Consider the following 22,846-nt stretch of genomic DNA (forward strand, 5'->3'; position numbering starts at 1 on the left):
AGTTATTTTTTGACGGCTATACCGATATCTAGTCTGCAAATTTATACCAATATTGTCTCGTCCGTTAACGAACTCTCCTTCGTTACTCGTAGCACTTCCTCCAACGTCGTACGTCCTTCTATGACCTTACGCAAACCATCCGCACGTATCGATGGGGTCTGCTGACGCGCATATTCTTCCAGCTCATACTCAGCCGTATTGCTATGAATCATACGGCGCAATGTATCGTCGATTGGCACGACTTCATATATAGCAGTACGTCCTTTAAACCCTGACTGATTACATTTATCGCAGCCAACTGGCTTGGGCAAACGAATCGACTCACTTGCTATATCTTTGGCATTACTCTTCAACGTTGACCCAATGCCAATTTCGGTAAACAGCTTGGCTTGCTCGGTATCAGCGGCCTGCCAGCTTTGACAATGTGCACATAAAGTACGTACCAAACGCTGCGCTACTACGCCAATAAGCGATGACGACAACAGAAATGGCTCAACACCCATGTCCTGTAAGCGAGTGACCGCGCCAATAGCGGTGTTGGTATGCAGTGTCGATAATACCAAATGCCCTGTTAAAGAGGCCTGTACGGCAATCTCAGCTGTCTCTAAATCACGAATTTCACCAACCATCACCACATCAGGATCTTGACGCAGCATTGCACGCAAGCTTTTAGCAAATGTCATGTCTACTTTATTATTGACCTGCGTCTGCCCAATACCATCAAGCTGAAACTCAATCGGATCTTCAGCAGTCAAAATGTTGCGAGTTTGATCATTTAAATCGGTCAATGCAGAATATAGCGTCGTCGTTTTACCCGAGCCAGTCGGCCCTGTCACCAAAATAATGCCATGCGGACGATGGATTAAGCGCTTTAGCTCAGTATAGTCATTATCAGACAGCCCCAAATACGTCATGTTAAGACGGCCAGCTTGCTTGTCTAATAGACGCATTACCACACGCTCACCAAAGCTCGATGGCAAAGTCGATACACGCACATCGACCTCTCGCCCTGCCAGTCTTAAACTGATACGACCATCTTGCGGCACTCGCTTTTCAGCGATATCCAACTTAGCCATTACTTTAATACGCGAGACCAACAATGGAGCCAGTTGGCGTTTTGGTGTGATGATTTCTTTTAGCTCACCATCAACTCGGAAACGGACGACCAAGCGCTTTTCAAAGGTCTCAATATGAATGTCTGAAGCACTTAAACGAATAGCTTCGGACAATAAGGCGTTGATCAGACGAATGATAGGCGCGTCGTCTTGTTGATCCATCAGGTCTTCAGTTTCAGGGACGCTATCTGCCAAGCTATCGAGATCAGGATGGTCCTCAAGTCCAGCAGCAATATGCTGCGACTCTCCTGTATTGCCAGCATAAGCCGCGTTCATACGTTTTTCAAAATCGTCCGCGCTAACACTTTCGTAAGTGGGTACACCGCGAATACCTTGCTGCTGTAAAAACCGTACCGCTTCGTTGATCGCTGACAACGGAGTCGCTTTGGTGAGTACCAATGTCGGCGGCAATTCCGGATCTATCGCAAGTATGGCCAAAATCTGATGGCGTTTCGCAAAGCTGTATGGCAATTGCATCATAAAGACGGCCCAATAAGTGAGGAGAGGATAAGAAGTACGCACGTCAAGACATGATGGATGCCTTGTCCTTAACAGTTCGAATCAAAAAAGACTGCCAGTAAGGTTGCATGAGTTTGTTATAATAGCATTTTGTTTTAGACGGGTATTATTTTATGTGACTGGCGCTTTATACCTATCGCCCAGCACATATTATTACTATCAGAGTTAGCATATCATGCCTTTTTTTGCAGACCGCTTGCCATTGTCTATTACACCTTTTAGATTGCTTAGATTACTCATCATATTTTGTCTGTCCCCTTCTCCCGCTCGATATTAGGATTTTCCGTTATGTCAGAGAACGTTAGCACTACTCATCCAACACCACTTTTACAAGATACCTTTACTGTCGGTAGCCGTACCTTTTCTTCACGTCTGCTGGTCGGTACTGGTAAGTATAAAGACATGACAGAGACTGGAGAAGCTATTGCCGCTTCAGCAGCCGAGATCGTGACCGTTGCTATTCGCCGTGTCAATATTGGACAAAATAGTGATGAGCCTAACTTATTAGATGTGATTTCACCTGATAAATATACGATATTACCGAATACTGCTGGCTGCTTTGACGCCGAAACAGCCATTCGCACTTGTAAGCTTGCTCGCGAGTTATTGGGTGGGCATAATTTGGTTAAGCTTGAGGTATTGGGGGATGAAAAAACCTTATATCCAAACGTTATGGAAACTTTAAAAGCAGCAAAAGTATTGATCGATGATGGTTTTGAAGTGATGGTTTATACGTCAGATGACCCTATCGTCGCACAAGAATTAGAAAGCATGGGCTGTGTCGCTATTATGCCGCTTGGCAGTTTGATTGGTTCAGGACTTGGTCTACTCAATCGTCATACGCTTAGCTTAATAATCGAAAATGCTAAAGTACCCGTATTGGTTGACGCTGGTGTCGGCACTGCGTCTGATGCTGCACTTGCGATGGAGCTTGGCTGTGATGGCGTACTGATGAACTCAGCCATTGCCAATGCGCAAAATCCAGTAATGATGGCACACGCAATGAAACATGCTATGTGGGCAGGTCGCGCTGCGTTTTTGGCAGGTCGTATGCCTATGCGTAAGATGGCTACTGCCAGCTCACCACAGACTGGGTATTTCTTTCAATAAATTGAAGTATAAATGACATGTCATAATAGAGCGTGTTGAGTATTTACGTATAGTGCTGTCAGTGCTATGGTTGATTGCTTAACACGCTCTATAAAATAATAAAAAATGTTATTTGATTGAATATCTACTCATTATAATTTTCACATAACACTTATCGTCATAAAAGGATTTATTATGCGACTTCTCACAGCAGTCGACCAGTTGTTTCTACTTCTTGAGTCGCGTAAACAGCCCATGCACGTTGGTGGGCTGTTTGTATTTGAATTACCAGACAATGCGGATAGCGATTTTGTCTATCAATTGGTAAAACAAATGCAAGAGTCTGATGTGCCGCCCAGCTTTCCTTTTAATCAGGTACTTGAGCATTTAGCCTTTTGGAAAAAAGACAAAGACTTTGATGTCGAGCATCATTTGCATCATGTCGCACTACCAAGTCCTGGACGCGTACGTGAACTATTGATGTACGTCTCAAGAGAACATGGGCGTTTATTAGATCGCGCCATGCCTTTGTGGGAATGCCATGTTATCGAAGGTATCCAGCCAGAAGTCGAGGGTGGACCTGAACGTTTTGCGTGGTATTTTAAGATTCATCACTCTTTGGTTGATGGCATCGCAGCGATGCGTTTGGTTCAAAAATCCTTATCTCAATCGCCAACCGAGCCAGTTACCCTTCCTGTCTGGTCGCTGATGGCACGCCATCGCAACCAAGTAAACGCTATCTTACCTGCCGAACGATCTATCAGGGGCATAATAAAAGAGCAGATATCTACCATCAAACCTGTATTTACAGAACTGCTAGATAATGTAAAAAACTACGGTAATGAAGGGTACGTCGGTACTTTTGACGCCCCAATGAGTATCTTGAATAAACGTATATCAGCCTCACGGCGTATAGCCGCACAGTCTTATGATATAAAACGGTTTAACGATATTGCTGAAAGGCTCAAAATTAGCAGGAACGATGTGGTACTGGCGGTCTGTGCAGGTGCTATTCGTCGTTATCTAATATCAATGGATGCGTTACCAAGCAAACCGTTGATTGCCTTTGTACCGATGTCCCTGCGTACAGACAACAGTATCTCTGGCAATCAGCTGTCATTTGTATTGGCAAACTTGGGTACGCATTTGGACAATCCACTGCGCAGGATAGAGCTTATTCACCGTAGTATGAATAACGGCAAACGTCGCTTTCGCCGCATGAACCAAGCGCAGGTCATTAATTACAGTATCGTCTCATACGCGTGGCAAGGCATTAACTTAGCGACAGGACTGTTTCCTAGAAAGCAGGCATTTAACCTAATTATTTCTAACGTACCTGGTTCTGAAAAACCGCTGTACTGGAATGGTGCTCGTTTGCAATCATTGTACCCAGCTTCTATCGTCTTCAATGGTCAAGCGATGAATATCACTTTAGCCAGTTATTTAGATAAGATTGAGTTTGGTATTACCGCTTGTAGCAAGGCGCTGCCTCGCGTACAAGATATGCTGATGCTGATAGAAGAAGAGTTGCAGCTGCTAGAAACTACCAGTAAGGAGTTAGCATTCAAAGGCATTACTGTCGAAGATAAAAATGACAATAAGGGTAATGATAAAACAAAAAAGCTGGCTCCATAATGGAACCAGCTTTTTTTCATTCATACTCAATCTAGATATTAATTACATCTAGGCACTGAAAGCGCTAAACGTTAATACCATTAAGGTTAACGTTTAAATTGCGTCACCCCAGATTGGTACAACTGTTTGCATCAATGGCTTGAGTAATTTCACATTACAAGCGAAGATAGAGCCTGATGTCATAGAGTTGTGCGCGCCAGTATGATCAACCACCACACCGCGTGCTTCAGTTACGATAAGCTCGCCCGCAGCGATGTCCCAAGGCTTGATAGACATCTCAAAATAACCGTCAAAACGACCAGCAGCAACATAGCACAAATCAAGCGCAGCTGAACCCATACGACGTACCTGACCACCTGCCTCAGATATCTTCTGTAAGCTCTCAAAGTGCTGTTTAGCATAAGAGATAACTTCGCCATTGCGCTTACGCTCAAGCGGATGTCCTGTCGTAAAGAAACCGCCATCAATGGTTTTACGCTCGCTCACTTGCATACGGCGATTGTTCAAGCGCGCGCCTTTACCACGGCTCGCTGAGAACATCTCATCACGTACTGGATCATAGACCACACCGTGTTGGGTAACACCTTTATGCTGTACAGCGATAGATACGCAGAACTGCGGTACACCATGAACGAAGTTCTTAGTGCCATCTAGTGGATCGATAATCCAGCACCAGTCAGCATCTTCGCCGCGGCCTTCTTGCATACCAAACTCTTCACCCAAAAATGAATGATTAGGATAGCTGGCTTTTAGCGTCTCAATCGTGAGCTCTTCGCTAAAGCGATCAATGCGGGTAACCAGACCATCAAGTCCTTTAGACTCAATATCTAACTCGATTTTGTGGCGGTTTTGATGCGCATATAAAATCTCTTTACCAACTTTTTCAGCAGTACGCGCTGCGATGACGACCATGGGTTCCATAAATAACCTATTTGCTTGATGAATGAATATAAAAAATAAGACTAACTTTGTGCCCACAACATGCCAAACAGCCGCCGCATCACACCACATCTATGCGATTAAAAACGTGTCTCTTATAAACGAAAACTTATAAAAGACACCCGCATTATACTAAAATTGTTCAATAAAAACGAAAAAACCGTCACGCTGACCAAGCCAGTACTTTGGCGATCATCTAAACTGCGCAAGTTGTAAAAAAGTTATCACCTACGGCTAGCAGGTGTTTGCTCTGTTTAAGGAGCTTATGTTAGTTTTAAGTAACACATTTTTAACGCATTAATTTTTTAAAAAATATTGTAACGCTTACGATAAGAGCGTTTTAAGTTGCTTAATTACGCCTTTGACATCTAGACCACAATCAGCCAATTGCTCTGCTTGGGAGCCGTGAGCAATAAAGCGATCAGGAATACCGATATTAGCAATAGCTGGACGACTTTGCTTAAAGGCTGCCGACTCATTGAGCAAATACTCATTCACTGCACTACCTGCGCCGCCCATAATCATGTGCTCTTCTAGGGTTGCTATATGAGTGACCCCTTGTGCTAATAACATCTCAAGCATGGCTATATCTAACGGTTTTACCCAGCGCATATTGACTACCTGTATCTGGCAATCTAACGCTGCATCGTTATTTGTTAGGGTTTCTGCTGCTTGCTGAGCAGTTGCGACCATCGTACCAAAGGCCAATAGTGCCAATTTGTAAGGTGCATCAGCTTTACCTAATACTGACTCGACAACTGCTTCGCCAATTTTATAAGTTTGGGCTGGCTGTTCAATATCAGCACCTGTACCTGTACCACGCGGATAACGTACCGCCGTACAACCTGGATACTCATAGCAAGTATTGAGCAAATGGTAGCATTCGTTCTCATCTTTTGGCGCTGCAATCACCATATTAGGCACACAACGTAAAAATCCGAAATCAAACACGCCAGCATGCGTGGCACCGTCTTCACCGACTAGGCCCGCTCGATCTATAGCAAACATCACATCGAGATTCTGCAAGGCCACGTCATGAATCAGCTGATCATATCCACGCTGTAAGAACGTTGAATAAATCGCGACAATAGGTTTGACGCCTTGCGTTGCCATCCCAGCCGCTAGCGTGACAGCATGTTGCTCAGCAATGGCCACATCAAAAAAGCGCTCTGGAAAGTGACGAGCAAAGTCCGTCATCCCTGAGCCTTCTTCCATGGCAGGGGTGACAGCTAGTAGCTTATCGTCTTCGGCCGCTTTATCACATAAGAACTGGCCAAACACTTGCGAATATTTTAACGCTGGCTTATCTTTTGAAGCCTTTACTATTGAAGTATTAGCTGCGTTGGTTTTTGCTTCGTTATCTTCGACAGGCAATTTACTGATTGCATGATAGCCCACCGGGTCTAACTCTGCTGGTGCAAAGCCTTTACCTTTAGTGGTATAGATATGCACTAATACTGGGCCTTTTACTTGCTTCGCCAGTGACAATACGCGCAGTAGCTCAGGAATATTATGCCCATCAAATGGACCAAAATAAGTAAAACCAATCGCTTTGAATAAGTTGTCTTCTAGCTGCGGAACATCGCGCATCTCTTTATGACGTTTGCGACGATCGAACGCTTGCATATCAGGACGATGACAGAGTACTGGCTCACCTGACTCAGAGATATCAACTTGATAACCTGACTCCCAAAGCATCGCTAAATGTCGTGAAAATCCGCCAATAGAGCAAGATATCGACATATCATTATCGTTTAGGATGACCAGTAAATCAGCATCTTGCTGTACTGCGTCATTCATGGCCTCAAATGCCATACCGCCTGTCATTGCACCATCGCCGATGATGCAAGCAACCGTTTGCTCGCGGCCTTGATAACGCAGTGCGAGGCTCATGCCCAAACCAGCTGAAATAGAGGTCGATGAATGCCCTACGCCAAATGTATCGTAGGCAGACTCTCCGCGCTCAGGAAACGCCGTCAGACCGTCTTTAGATCTGATAGTACCTAGCTGCTCACGGCGACCTGTCAGTACTTTATGAGCATAGGCTTGATGACCTACGTCCCAGACGATTTGGTCTTGCGGCGTATCTAACAAATAATGCAATACTATAGTCAGCTCAACCACGCCCAAATTAGCACCAAAATGCCCACCGCTCTGACCAGCTGAATACAATAGAAAAAGGCGCAACTCGTCAGCCAGCGTAATAAGCTTGGCAGCCGAAAGCATGCTAAGGTCAGTGGGTGTATCAATTGCATCAAGCAATGGCGTATGAGGACGCACACGTGGAATCACAGTATAGGTCTGCTGTAAGCTCGATAGCTGAACAGCAGAATCCAGCTCTGATGTAGATAGGAACTGAGACTTTGGAGAATGAGGTGACTGCTGCATAAACTGTACGATACCTACCAATCTGCTGACAAGACGTGTCTTTAAAATATAGCGGTGACTATAATCAAAAGACGTCAATAATACCTACATCATTATTGATGTAATCGACCATATAATTATTCATGCAACTTTCGTATTTGTATAGCTGCGCTACTTACGATAGTAGACACGCTAGCACAATAAACTGCGCGTCAATACCAACGTTTTGATATCAAAATATTGATGCTTTTATACTATTGACGACTGAAGGGTGACATTATGCCCTATTATTTTGCATCAATAGCGGATGTTAGTGACGACATAGTAGTGTAAGGGTAAAGACTTGTCACTGTATCCGTCAAAATAGTATGGCATAATAGCATTTTTTTTTAATTGTCGCTTTAATCATCGTGCGTCATCTGTGAACTTTGTGTGTTTTTATAAAAAATACAATGAGCACGCTGTCTTTATGAACAGGTTATACTGGTATCATCTTAATCTTAGCAGGAAAGTTTAGGTGACATGCTCATCTCAACTAATAGTTATTTCGAAAACAGTAGTTATCTCGAACAGTAACCGGCTCAAACAGCGCTCATCTCGAACAGCAATAACATACTTTTCACAGCCACGACTTTAGGCTTATGTAGGACAGCAATGTCATATCAATTTATCACTAGTGCCAAATTACCCACTCGTCACGGCGAGTTTGATATTCATATCTTTGAAAATAGCGAAGGTCAAGAGCATGTCATGCTGACCGTTGGTCTAGCTGTGGTCGATCAACAGACAGATGATATCGCTAACCAACCTTTAGATGACATGATATTGAACCAAAAGAACGAATCGATAGCGAAGCAAGTGCCGCTCATTCGTATTCATTCTGAATGTCTGACAGGTGACGCATTTAGCTCATTGAAATGTGACTGCGGTCCACAGCTCAACACCGCGATGCAAGCGATACAAGAAGCTGGGTGCGGTGCGATTTTGTATTTGCGTCAAGAAGGCCGCGGTATTGGTTTGACCAATAAGATTCGTGCTTACGCCCTTCAAGATCAAGGGCATGATACATTGGATGCAAACCTAATGTTAGGCTTGCCTGCTGATGCGCGCATCTATGATATGTGTGGTCCGATGCTTGCCCATGTCGGTGTCGACGCTGTCAGGCTCATCACCAACAATCCAAACAAAGTCGCTTATCTGACTGAGCATGGTATTGATGTTATCGAACGAGTGCCATTGTTGGTCGGTGTCAATGATATGAATGCGGAATATCTAGCAACCAAACGTGATCGCATGGGCCACTTGTTTGATAAAAATATCAATCTTGATATAGACGCTTCTCTCGATACAGACCTTAATACCGCCATACACCTGAATAAATAGATATCTTATGAGTATTACAAATACAAATAACGAAACAGACTTATCAACGGTAGCATCAGTGACGACGCCAACCAATAACGACATCATGCGAGTGCGTGAGTTTTTAGTTGATTTACAGGCACGTATCTGTGAATCGCTAGAAGCACAAGAGCGTGACGGTAGCACTAACGACAACGAATATGCGACCTTTGTCCCTGATGACTGGGAACGTCCTGAAGGCGGTGGTGGTCGGTCGTGCGTATTGGCAGATGGCGAGGTCATCGAAAAAGCGGGCGTCATGTTTAGCCATATTCATGTACATAACCTCCCTGCCTCTGCTACCGCGCGTCACCCTAATATCGCTGGACGTAAAGCTCAAGCAATGGGCGTATCACTGGTTGTCCATCCCAGAAATCCGAACGTGCCTACGAGCCATGCCAATGTGCGTTTATTCGTAGCAGAAGCGGAAGGCGAAGCTCCTATCTGGTGGTTTGGCGGTGGTTTTGACTTAACGCCATTCTATCCAGTACTCGCTGATTGTGTACACTGGCATCAAGTTTGTCATGATCTATGTGCGCCTTTTGGAGACAATATCTACGCTGATTTTAAGCAGTGGTGTGATGAGTATTTTCATCTGCGCCATCGTGATGAGCAGCGCGGTATTGGTGGTCTGTTTTATGATGACGTCAGTACTGAGAGTCGCGGCTGGGACTTCGAGACCTGCTTTAACTTTATGAAAGCAGTTGGCAACGGTTATCTTGACGGTATCATGCCGATTTTTGAACAACGTAAAAATACGCCTTATACTGAAGCGCAGCGCGAGTTTCAACTCTATCGCCGTGGTCGCTATGTTGAATACAATCTGGTCTACGATCGTGGCACGCTATTTGGGCTACAGAGCAACGGACGTATTGAGTCAATTCTAGTCAGTATGCCGCCGCTTGCCAGCTGGCATTATCGTTTTGAGCCTGCTGAAGGAACGCCTGAATTTGAGTTGACCGATTATTATCTAAAACCGCGTGATTGGTTAGCACTATAAGTTTCGTAAATATCACAGCATTCATATTTTTGGAAAATATTAAAAAGGTCAGCTACTATTCGCTGGCCTTTTTTATTGTCAGTACCATCCAAACTAGCCATTCTCACGTTGTTATCGTAAAGAATACGTTGTGTAGCTACCATAAAATCACTGCAACCAACCATAACCAAGTTAAGTTATGCTTATTTAAAATATTACGAGGATATAACAACTATATAATTCCCATCGCCCAGATAACCGTTACAATAGAAGACGTTCTTTATTAGCAACTGTGCTCAAAAGAATTTTAGGCAGTATTTTGTATAACTATATTTTAAGTCAAAGCGAGCGTTTGTAATCGCGCTTACTATTAGCCAAGTTTAAAGGAGTAAGTCATATGGCACAGGTTCATACCAACAAATCTTTCAAATCTCTGTTTAGCGTTACCTTGATGGCGGCTGCACTAGGTCTAACGGCCTGTAGCACCTCAACAGGATCTAACCCTGACGTGCAAGCGCGTCAAGACACCATGAAAAACTGGGGCGACGCAATGGGCGTCATGGGTGATATGGCAAAAGCACCTGACACATTTGATGCGGACGTATTTAAAGAGCAAGCAGCGTTCTTGGCAGAAGATGCCGCCAAGCCTTGGAGTCATTTTGAAGACCCAGAAGCGGTAGGCAATGCTACCGAAGCGGTTTGGTCTAATGCTGATGGCTTCAGTGCTGAAACTGAAAATTTTCAAAAAGTCACTGCTGAGCTAAACGCCGCCGCCCAAAACGCCACTAGTATGGACGATGTTAAACCTGCCTTTGGACAAGTTAGTGCAAGCTGTAAATCATGCCATACCGACTTTAGAGCAAAAGACGAATAAGCCTTTATATTTATAGCAAGTCGACACGTAAAAAAAACCGCCATATCGTTTGATGTGGCGGTTTTTCAGTTTTCTAAATATTGTGGAAATCAAAGTTTTGACACTAAGTGAATATTTCACCGAGCGTGCTACTCTGCTACTGTTTTATTCACATCCACAACGTCTTGTTGCTCGTTCATCTTATTAACGATTGCACTTACTGAAGGATCACTCAAATCGATCGTACGTATTGGGAATGGAATGTTTACGCCCGCTGCATCCAACGAGTTTTTGATACCTACAATTACTTGATGAATCGAGGCAACCTTATTGGCTTGCGTACCATCTTCGATAAACCAGCGTACCATTAGATCAATGGACGAACCACCAAAACCAGTAGCAATCACGCTTGGCGTTGCTTTCTTTGAGACGCTCTCTATCTTATCTAATGCTTTTATAATCTCAGCTTTGGCCGCTTCGATATCATCTTCATAGCCGATACCAACTGCAACTTGCAAACGGCGCTGCTTGTAAGCAGTATTAACGGTCAACGCCGAAGTATAAAGATCTGAATTTGGAATCACTACTTGTCTGCCATCATAAGTCCTGATGGTAGTTGCACGGATTTTGATATCTTCGACCGTTCCTTCATAGTCGCCTGAAACAATCTGATCACCGATACGAAACGGCTCTGAAATTAGCAGCAAGATACCAGAGAGCAAGTTTTGGAAGATATCCTTAAAAGCAAAACCGATAGCAACGGAACCAATACCGAGCGCGCCAATCAGCTTAGCAGGAGTGAACCCCGGCACCGCAATAACCATCGCTATCATAAAACCAATAAAGAAAATAAGCGCCCCGCCTACTCGCTGAAACACTTTGACCAAGTTCTGATGCCGACTACGGCTGCCTAATAATTTGTGAACGATTTTTTTGAAAACAATCGATAAAAACCAAAAAATCAGGATAACGATAATTGATGCGACAAAATATGGAATGCGCTCAACAAAGCCAACCCATATCTCATTTGCCGAACCAAGGATGCTTTGATAGGTTAATCCATCCGTTGTCGTAGACTGCGCAGCTGTCTCAGCACTCAGTGTCGTGTCTGCCTCAGAGGTAGGCATCTGGGTGATACTCCTTTATTCTATTTATTTCTATTAGCGTACTTATCTTAATAAGTGCTGTCGTTTTGACAATTAGCCCATCAAATCGGCCTGTACGATTTCGATCCAGTAGCCGTCCACATCTTTGATAAAGGCAATGTTTTTCATACTGCCATCTTCTGGACGTTTTTTGAATTCGACATCGTTTTTGTCAAACCAAGCAACCGCTTCATCCAAACTTGGAACACTAAAACAAATATGACCAAAACCTTGTGGATCTTGATTGCCATCATGATAGCTAAAGTCAGCTTTTGTCTCGGTGCCGTAGTTGTGCGTCAACTCTAAAATACCACGCTGGCGGAAAGCAAAGATTTCTAGATCATCGCCAGTTGGCAAGTTTTCGCGCTCGCTCTCGGTCAATTTAGCCAAGAAATATAAATCGAATCCCATGTCAGGGAATTTCTTAACAGCAAGCAAGGTCATGCCCAAGACACCAGTGTAAAACTCTAGCGATTTAGCAGGGTCTTTGACACGCAACATGGTGTGGTTAAAAGTAAAACCGGTCGTCTGTGATGAAATTGGCTGAACACCATCAGTGCTAACACTACTAGCAGGCTGGTCTATTGCGTCGTTATTGTTGTTAGATGAAGTAGACATAATTATCCTAATATAATTCAAAAAATAAAGGCAAAAACACGCAAATCACGATTGTCATGATTTGCGTCGTTCTCTTATCATAATAAAAAATGGCCAAATAACTGATAGGGTTTTGTAAGAATATGAACAAGGTATGTTCGTCTTTGTGCCTTAACTAGCTAGTTATCTAAAGCTATCTAAGACTGACTAGCTATCTAAAAAACGCACTTTTCCTGTCTCAAGATCATACTCAGCGCCGACTACCAGTAGCTGACCACTATTGGTTAGGTCCTCTAATGCACGTGAGCCATGCTTTAGCTGACTGACTGACATACGTACGTTAGCGCGAATAGAGCGATCGACCAGCTCGTCTGCATCGACGTCTTGACCATTGGCAGTTGCCAATTCGTGTAAGTTATAAACGCTTGGGCGAATACGATCAACGATAGATTGCAAGTTAGGTGAATAATTCTGCTCAGGGTTAATTAACGTCTCAACGCAAGCCGTGACAGCACCACATTTTGAATGTCCAAGTACCACTACCAATTGCGTGCCAAAAGCTTCGGCTGCAAACTCGATTGAACCAATCTGTGATGGTGCAACGACGTTACCCGCGACTCGTATAACAAACAAATCTCCCAACCCTTGATCAAAAACAATCTCAACTGGTACTCGTGCATCTGAGCAACCCAAAATAATGGCCAATGGATTTTGATCCTTGACCAACTCTGGACGGCGCTGCATATACTCATCGGTACTGGTGAGGCTATCAACGTAGCGTGCATTACCTGCTTTTAAAAGCTCAAGCGCTTCTTGACCTGTGGTTGGACGTATATCGGTAGGCATGAGAGATCCTTTATCATCAATAATATTAGAGTTATAAGCTGTTTTGCATATATGTATTCAAGCACAGATTGACTAATTGTCGCCAAACTATCAGGCTAATCATGTTTGTCAGCCATAACGTGATTGTATAGGAATAAAAACCAAAAAACGGTAAAAAAATTTGTCTAAATGTCTTTAGATGAATGTAGTCACATCTAAAAATACAGCTGTATATATCGCTGCTACGATAGTACGACTCGCGTAACTTATAACGAACTTGCACTGAATTATATTAAGGGTTTGTTATAATACGCAGCACTCAGGCAGCACTCAGGCAGCATTCAGGCAGCAATCCGAACATGCTTACGCTCATGCCAATCCCTATAATGACAGCCAGCTGCATATAGCTATTGGACGCTTAGGAACAGATATTATGACCGATTTATCTCAAAATACGCATAACACCTCTGCGTCACCTCATGATGATCAGGTGCTGCTGCAACTGACTGGTCTAAAAAAAACCTATGATCAAACCGAAGTCCTAAAAGACATCAACCTTGATATCAAACATGGTGAGTTTTTGACGCTACTTGGCCCATCAGGCTGTGGTAAGACGACATTACTACGCTTGATTGCAGGCTTTGAACAGCCTAATGCTGGGGCGATATATTTGGATGGCGTACAGATGGCAGGCTTGTCCGCTGATAAACGTCCGGTAAATACCGTATTTCAGCAGTATGCATTGTTTCCTCATATGAGCGTGGCCCAAAACGTAGCTTATGGCCTAAAGCTAAAAAAAGTCCCAAAAGATGAAATCCAAAGACGTGTTAGCGAGATGCTAGCGATGGTACAGCTAGAGCATTTAGCCAACCGTAAGCCGCAAGATTTGTCTGGTGGTCAGCAGCAACGAGTTGCGATTGCACGTGCGGTGATTAACCGTCCTAAACTGCTATTGCTCGATGAGCCATTATCCGCGCTCGATCATAAACTGCGCCTGCAAATGCAATCTGAGCTTAAGCGTCTACAACGTGAGCTGGGCATAACCTTTGTCTTCGTGACCCATGATCAAGAAGAAGCGCTGTCGATGTCAGACCGTATTGCCGTGATGAAAGACGGTACGTTCCAGCAAATCGGTACGCCTATCGAAATTTATGAAACCCCTGCCAATTTATTTACTGCAAAATTTATCGGCGAGACTAATTTGTTTAGAGCTGAGGTCAAAGGTGTCCATCCAGACCAGCCAGATCGCGATGGCAAAGTGACTAACGGACGTATCGAGGTCGAAGTCTGTGAAGCGCAAGCACAAGAAGGGCCAACTACATTACGTAACTTACGTCGTCCCAATTTTGCCAATGACGTGCAAGTGGGCGATATCGTCAATTTACTACTTCGCCCCGAAGACTTACGAATATATGATCCAAAAGACAACGAACATAGCGGACTGTTAGGTCGTGTCATCGAAAGTAACTATAAAGGCAGCACCTTAGACTCGATTATCGAACTGGCCAATGGTCATATCATTAAGGCGTCTGAGTTCTTTGATGAAGATGACCCTAGCTTTGATTACAAGCTAAATGAAGGCGTCAAAGTCTCATGGGTAGATGGCTGGGAATGGGTATTGCCAGAAGATCCTGACACTGTGCCAGACACGACTGCACAAAAGGATGGTAGCTGATGGCTCGCAACCACTTAGGCAGTAAAAGTCCATTTCGTACTGCCACGCTTTGGCTAATCTGGGGTTGGCTACTGATATTTGCACTATTACCAAATATCCTAGTCATCGCTGTCAGTTTTTTAACCCGGGATAGTAGCGCCTTTATTAGCTTACCTGTTAGCATCGACAGCTATGTACGTATGATTGATCCGTTATATTTTGAGGTGTTTGTCCATTCGCTGTGGATGGCTGGTATCACAACGGTTATCTGCTTGCTGCTTGGCTATCCTTTTGCATGGCTGGTTTCCAAGGCAAAAGTGCGTTGGCAGCCGCTGCTCATGATGTTACTGATACTGCCATTTTGGACCAACTCTTTGGTACGGACGTATGCGCTCAAATTACTATTTGCCAATAATGGTTTGATTAATAAATCACTATTAGCCATCGGCGTCATTGATACGCCAATCGATATTTTATATACCCAAGGCGCAGTGATCGCAGGACTAACTTACTTGTTATTTCCGTTTATGGTACTACCGCTATACGCTGTATTTACTGACTTACGCAATGATATGCTATTGGCTTCGCAGGATTTGGGTGCAACTAAAACACAGACCTTTTGGCATGTGGTACTGCCATTAACGACACCTGGTATTATTTCCGGTGTTCTGCTCGTGCTATTGCCTGCGATGGGCATGTTTTATGTGGCAGATATCTTGGGTGGTTCTCGTAACTTATTGGTCGGTAATATTATCAAAAACCAATTTTTGGATGCGCGTGATTGGCCCTTTGGTGCTGCGGCCAGCGTGTTATTGACACTGGCAATGGCAGTATTATTACTTGCTTACCGTGCCAGTAGCCGCCGCATTGGCAAGACTGACTTTAACGAGGTGGCCTAATGTCTTATAGCTCACCGAATAAAAAAACTCGTACGCTCAAAATTGGCAGTATCGCCGCCAAAGGCTATCTCGGACTGATTTATGCCTTGTTGTACCTGCCCATCATCGTCTTAGTAGTAATGTCCTTTAACAAGTCAAAAATTGGCTATAACTGGGGCGGCTTTAGCTTAAAGTGGTACGAATCGCTGTTTAACAACCAAGCGATGCTCGATGCATTTTGGCACTCTATTGTCTTAGGATTGGTGGCAGCCACTGTCTCGACTTTGATAGGCACGCTTACAGCGTTGGCGTTACACCGTTATAATTTTCGTGGTAAAGGCTTACTAAATGGGCTGCTGTTTGTACTGATGATGTCGCCTGAGATTGTACTGGCTATCTCGTTATTGGCATTGTTCTTACTGATTGGTTTGCAGTTGGGCTTTGTCTCGCTACTATTGGCGCACATTACTTTTTGCCTGCCCTTTGTTGTGATTACCGTCTTTGCGCGATTGAGTAGCTTGGATGAGCGCTTGATGGAAGCGGCACGCGACTTGGGTGCTAATGAATCAACTATGGTGCGCACCGTATTGATTCCCGTTATTTTGCCAGCAGTCATGGCGGGTTGGTTACTGGCCTTTACCTTGTCGCTAGATGATGTAGTGGTGTCGACCTTTGTCACAGGACCTAGCTATGAGATCTTACCGCTGCGCATTTATTCTATGGTGCGTGTAGGACTCAAGCCAGAAGTCAACGCCATTGGTACGTTATTGCTGGTTGCCTCGCTAGTATTGGTGGTTATTTCACAGTTATTGTTACGCAAGCGCTAGATGTTGATTGCTAACTAATTGCTTATTAGCTACTTATTAATAACGGACTATGAGTGAAAGTCAGCGCTATATTGACTATAATGAATTTTTCTCACCTTAGCGGTTAGGTTATATTATGCTTGAGCTACGTCATCTTAATACATTAACCGCGCTACGAGCGCATGGTTCACTTGCAGCAGCGGCGGATGAGCTACACGTTACTGCCTCGGCCGTTTCGCATCAATTAAAAGAGCTTGAGAACTATTACGATATCAGCTTGGTCAATCGTCGGACGCGCCCGCTTAGCTTTACGCCAGCAGGTAAAGCAGTACTGGCGTTAGCAGACAATATCCTACCGCAAGTAACTCGTACCAAATCTAACCTTAAACGCTTAGCACATGGTCAAGCAGGTAGATTACGCCTAGCATCAGAGTGCCACAGCTGCTTTGATTGGCTGATGCCGATACTTAACCACTATCGCCGTGAATGGTCGGATGTCGAGCTAGACTTTGCAACAGGGTTTGAGCCTGAGCCGCATCATCTATTGATGGAAGGTGATATTGATCTGCTTATCACTACCAGTGATTTACCGCTCGACGGTATCAGCTATCAGCCATTGTTTGAGTACGAGAGTCGTTTGGTGCTCTCCCCAACGCATGATTTAGCGGCTCAAAAATTTATTGAACCAGATGATTTGGTTAATGAGACATTGATTGCCTATCCCGTAGAAGCCAAACGCCTCGATATCATTGCTAATTTTATGACGCCAGCACAAGTAAGCTTTGAGAGTGTTCGTACGACAGAGCTGACCGCGATGCTGATTCAGTTGGTTGCTAGTGAACGCGGCGTAGCAGCATTGCCTGATTGGGTGGTTGCTGAATACGAGAAAAAAGGTTGGGTCGTCTCGCGGCCACTAGGAGAAGGTGTGCATTGTCAGCTGTACGCAGCGACGCGTACCTCAAGTAAAGATACGGCGTATATGCAGGGATTTGCGAGCTTATTGGAAGGGATAGTGAAGCCGTTGTAGTTTCATTACTAATCACTTTTTTATAGTGATGAAATATTATTCACCTTTTCATATCGTAATGAATATTATGGTAAATAATGGTTCCCTAGTGAGGACTTGAATCTTTGGCTATAGACCACTGGAATCAACGTTTTAAATCAATGAAATAGTTACAGTGTACTTCATGGTGTACAGAACCTTAGTTTTTCAAGCTCAAGAAACCTTTGATAGAACTATTGCTGAAGTTTTAAGTGCCACTATAGGGAGTTATTTTACCAACTGATAAAAATCCTTCTTTAAAGTTTCCTCAAAATCCCAACATGGTGATGATTTACTATATTCTATAATTGTAGAAATATATCTTTCACTCTCTGTAGCTTTCAACCTATATTTGTCTTTACAAAAAAAGTATAACCCCTTCTCCTGATAATCTTTTTTGTATTGTATCCAACCATCGGCTTTGATTTTACTTATATTATCGTCAGTTATACCACTACTATCTTCAAACGTTATTCCGTAACGTAACGAGCTACTACCTCTGCTCATTCGACCTTCAGATATTGAATTGCTCTTAAAAACCTCCTTTAAAGGGGGGCAAGCTGCTCTCGAGCAATAGCTTCACTTTTTTTAACGTTTTCAAGATAATTTTCAGGCGTTTCTAACTTTTCTTTAAGTAACATAGCCATAATGAAAACAAATACTCCAGAGAAAAATATATTAAATGTGCGCTGACTAAAAAAACCTTTATTATCTTCTTTCATGCCTTTCTCTCGTTAGCGGTAAGGCTTTTTAATATATAACTGGTAGTTCGATGCGCTATACAGGAATCGAACTCTAAACTGTACACTCACTATTTTTGATAACTTAACAACTGATTTAAGAGAACTATAATATGGATGAAGACGATCTGAGTCTTAAATTTGAGATGCTTATAGATCATATTATAGCTAAAAAAAGTTCTCAGCCTATTCTTAGGGATATTTTTGGTCACTCTAGTGGTGATTGGGTGAATTGCAGAAATTATATAGATGAAAATGCATATACTGAAGAATATGAGGGCTTGGATGTATATGTGTTGGCTAAATGAGATTAATTCAACTAATGACCAAGGTAGGTTAGTTGCTTTCTTCGAAAATAATCAATTGTATTCTCAAATATTAATATTCAATATGAATACGCTTAAGCTTAAAGCTTAATGAAATTAGGCAGTTTTTAAAGGCATACTCCAACGGAACCAGCTATTTCACTCTTCAAACGTATTAATAGATCACTTAAAACAGACTGCTATCATGGAACCACTTCTAACAGACTCTTAAAAGATTAATATTTATCAACGGCTACAAAATTAGCTTAAAGAAATAAAAGCCAAGCGCGGTTGCCAGTAACGTTAGCCCAACGTGTAAGCCGATGAGCGCTAAACCTGCTAGCAGCCGCCCGTCATGGATAAAGCCAAATACCTCTGCACTAAACGTACTAAAGGTAGTCAGCCCACCTAAAAAACCCGTAATGACAAACACGCGTACATGATCGGACAAATTGCTTCCCATACGCTCAAACCACACTAGCGCCAGCCCTATCAGCAGTCCACCCAAGATATTGGCGCTCAGAGTACCGAGCGGCACCCAACCGTGCAAGGCATTAAAACGCGATAACCAAGCTCGCAGACAAGCACCGAATGCTGCGCCCAAACCGATAGCAAGCCACTGCATAAACTATCCTTAATTCATATAAACGTGTTGGACCAAATGCTCATTTATACGGCTGGCAATTCTGTCATCGGCCAACGCGGAATACAGCTAACAGCCAAATCATCAGACTGTCCAGCTTGCAAGCGCTCAAAACCTGCATAAGCAATCATCGCGCCATTATCCGTACATAGCGCAGGCGGTGCATAATGAACCGTCGCATTGATCTTAGCCAGTTCAGCTTCTAACGTCTCGCGCAGATGCGTATTGGCACTGACCCCGCCCGCAATTACTAAGCGGCTCATATCTGCTTGCTTAAGTGCTTTGACGCACTTCTTCACTAGCGTGTCGACCACTGCATGCTGAAAACTGGCGGCAATATCAGCACGAATCTGTGGATCACTATCAGCGCTATTGCCCGACCCTCCTGAATGTGGTGTATCTTTAATAAGATTATGCACGGCTGTTTTCATGCCACTAAACGAAAAGTCTAGACCCCGATGTAGCATTGGTCTTGGGAGTGCGTAAGCGTCAGGATTACCAGTTTCTGCTAGTTCGGCAATATTAGGGCCGCCAGGATAAGGCAGGCCTAGCATTTTAGCCGCCTTATCAAAGCACTCACCCGCCGCATCATCTATCGACTCGCCCAATATCTCATATTGTCCAACACCGTGAGCAGCAATGAGCAACGTATGCCCACCAGACACCAATAGCGAGACAAAAGGAAACGCCGGAGGGTTTGCACCCATAAGCGGCGCCAAAAGATGCCCCTCCATGTGATGAATACCAATCGCTGGAATATCCAAACCATATGCCAAGCTACGACCAAATAGTGCGCCTGTCATCAATGCACCAATAAGACCAGGCCCTTTGGTATAAGCAATCGCATCAATCTCGCTTTTTTTCATATTGCATTGTTCGAGTAGCTCATTAAGTAATGGCACTAGCTTACGAATATGATCGCGGCTAGCAAGCTCAGGCACAACGCCGCCATAAAGGGCATGCAGCTCAATCTGAGAGTACAGTACTTGCCCGACCAAACCTTGGTTGTCGCTATTTATTTGCTCACTATCAAAAATCGCTAGCCCCGTCTCATCACAAGAGGTCTCTAAGCCCAATACTCTCATACTTTTGCCTTTATACTTTCGTTTTCGTGCTATTTTTGTCGCACTTTTATCTTACATCATTCTGGGAAATTGGATAACGAATACAGCCAGTCACACACTATCTCAAATTAGCTTAGTAAAGCTGTATATTGTTGAGACTGGCATGACAAAAAATATGCATGAAAAAACCGTCATTGTCAGTCACAATGACGGCCAGTTTAGCAAATTTCAATAGCTTACATACTCTATATATACCGTATCAGCTTACCGACGCTAGCATATAATCAACAGCTGCTTTAACTTGTGCTTCGGTCACACCATTTACCGCTTGTGCTGGCATTTTATTAAAGCCTTTAGCCGAGTGCATATATAGCGTCTCTTTGTCTTTGGTCAAACGAGCTGTCCAAGCCGCTGTATCACCATACTTTGGCGCATCGAGCAAACCTGCAGCATGACAAACCTGACAATTTGATTCATACAGTTTAGCACCTGCATCTGCTGCCAACACTTCAGGCTCAGAATCAGTTTCAGGTGTGGCCACTGCCTCATCTACTATGTCAGCAGACTCTATTGCTGCTTTTGATTCTGTATCTGCTTTTGGATCAACCATAGACTCAGGCGTCGTGCCTTCGGTTTCTGCTACAGCTGTTTCTTCTACAGCGGTCGCTGGTTCATTGGCTGCTGTCGACTCTTCCGTAGCTGTGTTATCACCGCTACAAGCACTCACTGCAAATACCACACTCATACCGATCACAGACAATTTCAGCTTGTTCATATACGGTTGTATATCAATCATGGTTTTACCCTTACTTAGTCAGTCTGCAATCAATTAGTGATGCGTTATATCAGCTTAAAGTACTTACATATACGACTAATAACTGTTTAATATTCAGTTGAGCTAATAGTCAATTGACCAATAAATTACTCAGCAGTGGCTGCAGCTGTATCTTCAGTAGCCGCCATATCAGCGCTGTCAGTAGGAGCAGCGGCTGTATCCGTACTATCGGTAGCTGCTGCTTCTGCAGTATCAGCGTCAGCCGTTCCTGCTTCAGCAGTAGCTGTACCGTCAGCTTCTGTACCCGCTGCATCAGCCGCTGGCATTGGTGCTGTCTCTGGGAATTCCATTTCTTCTGCTTCAGGCGCGTTTTCGCGTGCCAACTCAGCCGCTTCATCCACCATATCGATAGCCAGCACTTCTTCATGCTCTTCGCCGCCACTACAAGCGCTCACGTTCACACCTAAAGCTACGATAAGTGCCATGCTTAATGCCGTGTTAAATACTGTTTTTTTCATTCCAACATCCTCAATAAAATACACACAAAACGGTTCATAGGCTTACTAGGGTCTATTGAACATTCAAATGTGGTGCTGGCAGTCACTATTTTTTAGACAATATGCAGTGAAATTGTTGAAGCCTAGTCATTCTAGGTTAAACCATTTCGCCATATATTGATAAAAAAGAGTACTGCCCTCCACTCGAGCACAGCTCTTGCCTTGCGAACGGGCAAAGCAGTGCTTTGCTCGATCCGTTCTCAAGGCTGATGCTAAAATTACCCCAACCGTTGTTGAAAACCTAGCTAAGGTCTCGACATTATCGTCGGTTTTCGCCTAGTTTGGGGTAACTTTAGCCATCAGCAGCCCTAATATTTGAATGTTCAATAGACCCTATAATATGGGAATTATCATAGCATAAACTCCAATCAAACCGTTATAGACGGTAGGGGTTTTTTATTGATAAAGCGTTGTATATATGTCGAATTCATAGTTTGAGAGCCAAATTCAAATAGCTATCTAATTGAACACCTTATCAGCAATAAATGCTTAAAATCATTGACTTTGTTGGTATTTTTTATTAAAATACCTGCCCTTGCGCTAATGCGTGAGAATTGTCCTAGTTTGAGCTGATGCCTGTAATCTTGAGATATTACGGCTAAATACTAATACACAGCCAAACTAATGCCCTTATATCTCATCCTAATCGAGGAGTCTTCATGCCTGCAGTTAAGGTTAAAGAAAACGAACCAGTTGATATCGCTATCCGTCGTTTCAAACGTGCTTGTGAAAAAGCTGGTGTATTATCAGACGTACGTAAGCGTGAGTTTTATGAAAAACCAACGCAAGTACGTAAGCGTAAAAAAGCTGCTGCCGTAAAGCGTTATAAGAAGAAGTTACAACGCGAAACTATTCGTACCACTCGTATGTACTAATCAGTAATCTGATTAGCTAAGTACAAGCGCTACACTAACG

The 22,846-nt window shown here is 43.6% G+C and carries 23 protein-coding genes; 11 read left to right on the forward strand and 12 right to left on the reverse strand.

Translation table 11 applies throughout. From position 1 onward, the window contains the following. Positions 1–41: 41 nt before the first annotated feature. Positions 42–1,595 (reverse strand): type II secretion system ATPase GspE, encoded by a 1,554-nt coding sequence (gene gspE / locus Q0788_RS05865; RefSeq protein WP_298808695.1) that lies wholly within the window; start codon positions 1,593–1,595, stop codon positions 42–44. A 327-nt stretch (positions 1,596–1,922) separates the two neighbouring features. On the opposite strand from gspE, the gene Q0788_RS05870 reads away from it, so the two are divergent. Further along, positions 1,923–2,744, forward strand: a complete 822-nt coding sequence (locus Q0788_RS05870) for a thiazole synthase (protein ID WP_101205496.1) — start codon at positions 1,923–1,925, stop codon at positions 2,742–2,744. A 174-nt stretch (positions 2,745–2,918) separates the two neighbouring features. Next, entirely contained in the window at positions 2,919–4,358 is a 1,440-nt protein-coding gene (locus tag Q0788_RS05875) for a wax ester/triacylglycerol synthase family O-acyltransferase (protein WP_298808696.1), read from the forward strand. Positions 4,359–4,451: 93 nt separating this feature from the next. Here the strand turns inward: Q0788_RS05875 and Q0788_RS05880 are convergent, their stop codons facing one another. Both Q0788_RS05880 and dxs read right to left on the reverse strand, forming a co-directional pair. Further along, the gene (locus tag Q0788_RS05880; RefSeq protein ID WP_057758174.1) at positions 4,452–5,279 is read right to left on the reverse strand and encodes an inositol monophosphatase family protein; all 828 of its coding nucleotides are present in this window, start codon (positions 5,277–5,279) and stop codon (positions 4,452–4,454) included. A 342-nt stretch (positions 5,280–5,621) separates the two neighbouring features. Further along, entirely contained in the window at positions 5,622–7,685 is a 2,064-nt protein-coding gene (gene dxs, locus Q0788_RS05885; protein ID WP_298808698.1) for a 1-deoxy-D-xylulose-5-phosphate synthase, read from the reverse strand. Positions 7,686–8,318: 633 nt separating this feature from the next. On the opposite strand from dxs, the gene ribA reads away from it, so the two are divergent. The 3 genes from ribA (at position 8,319) to Q0788_RS05900 (ending at position 10,918) form a co-directional block, all read left to right on the forward strand. Further along, entirely contained in the window at positions 8,319–9,047 is a 729-nt protein-coding gene (gene ribA, locus Q0788_RS05890; protein ID WP_298808701.1) for a GTP cyclohydrolase II, read from the forward strand. A 58-nt stretch (positions 9,048–9,105) separates the two neighbouring features. Further along, complete coding sequence (gene hemF, locus Q0788_RS05895; RefSeq protein ID WP_296209807.1) at positions 9,106–10,065, forward strand: oxygen-dependent coproporphyrinogen oxidase; 960 nt, start codon at positions 9,106–9,108, stop codon at positions 10,063–10,065. A gap of 376 nt (positions 10,066–10,441) precedes the next feature. After that, entirely contained in the window at positions 10,442–10,918 is a 477-nt protein-coding gene (locus Q0788_RS05900) for a cytochrome c (protein WP_298808704.1), read from the forward strand. A 128-nt stretch (positions 10,919–11,046) separates the two neighbouring features. Here Q0788_RS05900 and Q0788_RS05905 read toward each other — a convergent pair whose 3' ends face one another. The 3 genes from Q0788_RS05905 to Q0788_RS05915 all read right to left on the reverse strand — a co-directional run bounded on the left by Q0788_RS05905 (position 11,047) and on the right by Q0788_RS05915 (position 13,485). Next, on the reverse strand, positions 11,047–12,024 hold the full coding sequence (locus tag Q0788_RS05905) for a mechanosensitive ion channel domain-containing protein (RefSeq protein WP_101205491.1): 978 nt from the start codon (positions 12,022–12,024) through the stop codon (positions 11,047–11,049). Between the two features lie 72 nt (positions 12,025–12,096). Then, positions 12,097–12,660 carry a lactoylglutathione lyase gene (gene gloA, locus Q0788_RS05910; protein ID WP_298808706.1) on the reverse strand — a complete coding sequence of 188 codons (564 nt, stop codon included), beginning with the start codon at positions 12,658–12,660 and terminating at the stop codon, positions 12,097–12,099. A gap of 186 nt (positions 12,661–12,846) precedes the next feature. Further along, the gene (locus Q0788_RS05915; protein ID WP_057758161.1) at positions 12,847–13,485 is read right to left on the reverse strand and encodes a carbonic anhydrase; all 639 of its coding nucleotides are present in this window, start codon (positions 13,483–13,485) and stop codon (positions 12,847–12,849) included. Between the two features lie 412 nt (positions 13,486–13,897). Here Q0788_RS05915 and potA point away from each other — a divergent pair, with 412 nt between their 5' ends. The 4 genes from potA to Q0788_RS05935 all read left to right on the forward strand — a co-directional run bounded on the left by potA (position 13,898) and on the right by Q0788_RS05935 (position 17,829). Continuing rightward, on the forward strand, positions 13,898–15,139 hold the full coding sequence (gene potA, locus Q0788_RS05920) for a spermidine/putrescine ABC transporter ATP-binding protein PotA (RefSeq protein ID WP_298808710.1): 1,242 nt from the start codon (positions 13,898–13,900) through the stop codon (positions 15,137–15,139). Continuing rightward, complete coding sequence (gene potB / locus Q0788_RS05925; RefSeq protein WP_298808712.1) at positions 15,139–16,017, forward strand: spermidine/putrescine ABC transporter permease PotB; 879 nt, start codon at positions 15,139–15,141, stop codon at positions 16,015–16,017. Before potA ends, potB begins: the two co-directional genes overlap by 1 nt. After that, on the forward strand, positions 16,017–16,823 hold the full coding sequence (gene potC / locus Q0788_RS05930) for a spermidine/putrescine ABC transporter permease PotC (protein WP_201578844.1): 807 nt from the start codon (positions 16,017–16,019) through the stop codon (positions 16,821–16,823). Before potB ends, potC begins: the two co-directional genes overlap by 1 nt. Positions 16,824–16,938: 115 nt before the next feature. Continuing rightward, a complete protein-coding gene (locus tag Q0788_RS05935) occupies positions 16,939–17,829 on the forward strand; it encodes a LysR family transcriptional regulator (RefSeq protein ID WP_201578843.1) in 891 nt (296 codons plus the stop codon). A 246-nt stretch (positions 17,830–18,075) separates the two neighbouring features. On the opposite strand, the gene Q0788_RS05940 is transcribed toward Q0788_RS05935, so the two are convergent. Further along, complete coding sequence (locus Q0788_RS05940) at positions 18,076–18,354, reverse strand: hypothetical protein (RefSeq protein WP_298808718.1); 279 nt, start codon at positions 18,352–18,354, stop codon at positions 18,076–18,078. A gap of 38 nt (positions 18,355–18,392) precedes the next feature. Continuing rightward, positions 18,393–18,569: a hypothetical protein gene (locus Q0788_RS05945; protein ID WP_298808720.1), complete on the reverse strand. Its 177-nt coding sequence runs from the start codon at positions 18,567–18,569 to the stop codon at positions 18,393–18,395. A gap of 131 nt (positions 18,570–18,700) precedes the next feature. Between Q0788_RS05945 and Q0788_RS05950 the strand changes: the two genes are divergently transcribed. Further along, on the forward strand, positions 18,701–18,895 hold the full coding sequence (locus tag Q0788_RS05950; protein WP_298808722.1) for a hypothetical protein: 195 nt from the start codon (positions 18,701–18,703) through the stop codon (positions 18,893–18,895). A 250-nt stretch (positions 18,896–19,145) separates the two neighbouring features. Here the strand turns inward: Q0788_RS05950 and crcB are convergent, their stop codons facing one another. From crcB to Q0788_RS05970, 4 genes are all read right to left on the reverse strand, one after another. Continuing rightward, complete coding sequence (gene crcB / locus Q0788_RS05955; RefSeq protein ID WP_160021062.1) at positions 19,146–19,517, reverse strand: fluoride efflux transporter CrcB; 372 nt, start codon at positions 19,515–19,517, stop codon at positions 19,146–19,148. A gap of 44 nt (positions 19,518–19,561) precedes the next feature. Next, complete coding sequence (gene tsaD, locus Q0788_RS05960) at positions 19,562–20,620, reverse strand: tRNA (adenosine(37)-N6)-threonylcarbamoyltransferase complex transferase subunit TsaD (protein WP_298808726.1); 1,059 nt, start codon at positions 20,618–20,620, stop codon at positions 19,562–19,564. Between the two features lie 238 nt (positions 20,621–20,858). Next, positions 20,859–21,395 (reverse strand): c-type cytochrome, encoded by a 537-nt coding sequence (locus Q0788_RS05965; protein WP_298808727.1) that lies wholly within the window; start codon positions 21,393–21,395, stop codon positions 20,859–20,861. A 125-nt stretch (positions 21,396–21,520) separates the two neighbouring features. Beyond that, the gene (locus Q0788_RS05970) at positions 21,521–21,892 is read right to left on the reverse strand and encodes a hypothetical protein (RefSeq protein ID WP_298808728.1); all 372 of its coding nucleotides are present in this window, start codon (positions 21,890–21,892) and stop codon (positions 21,521–21,523) included. Positions 21,893–22,590: 698 nt separating this feature from the next. Here Q0788_RS05970 and rpsU point away from each other — a divergent pair. After that, positions 22,591–22,806 (forward strand): 30S ribosomal protein S21, encoded by a 216-nt coding sequence (gene rpsU / locus Q0788_RS05975; protein ID WP_010195908.1) that lies wholly within the window; start codon positions 22,591–22,593, stop codon positions 22,804–22,806. Positions 22,807–22,846 lie beyond the last annotated feature (40 nt).

Origin of the sequence: uncultured Psychrobacter sp. (genome assembly GCF_947500265.1) — a bacterium.
In the GTDB taxonomy this organism is placed as follows: Bacteria; Pseudomonadota; Gammaproteobacteria; order Pseudomonadales; family Moraxellaceae; genus Psychrobacter.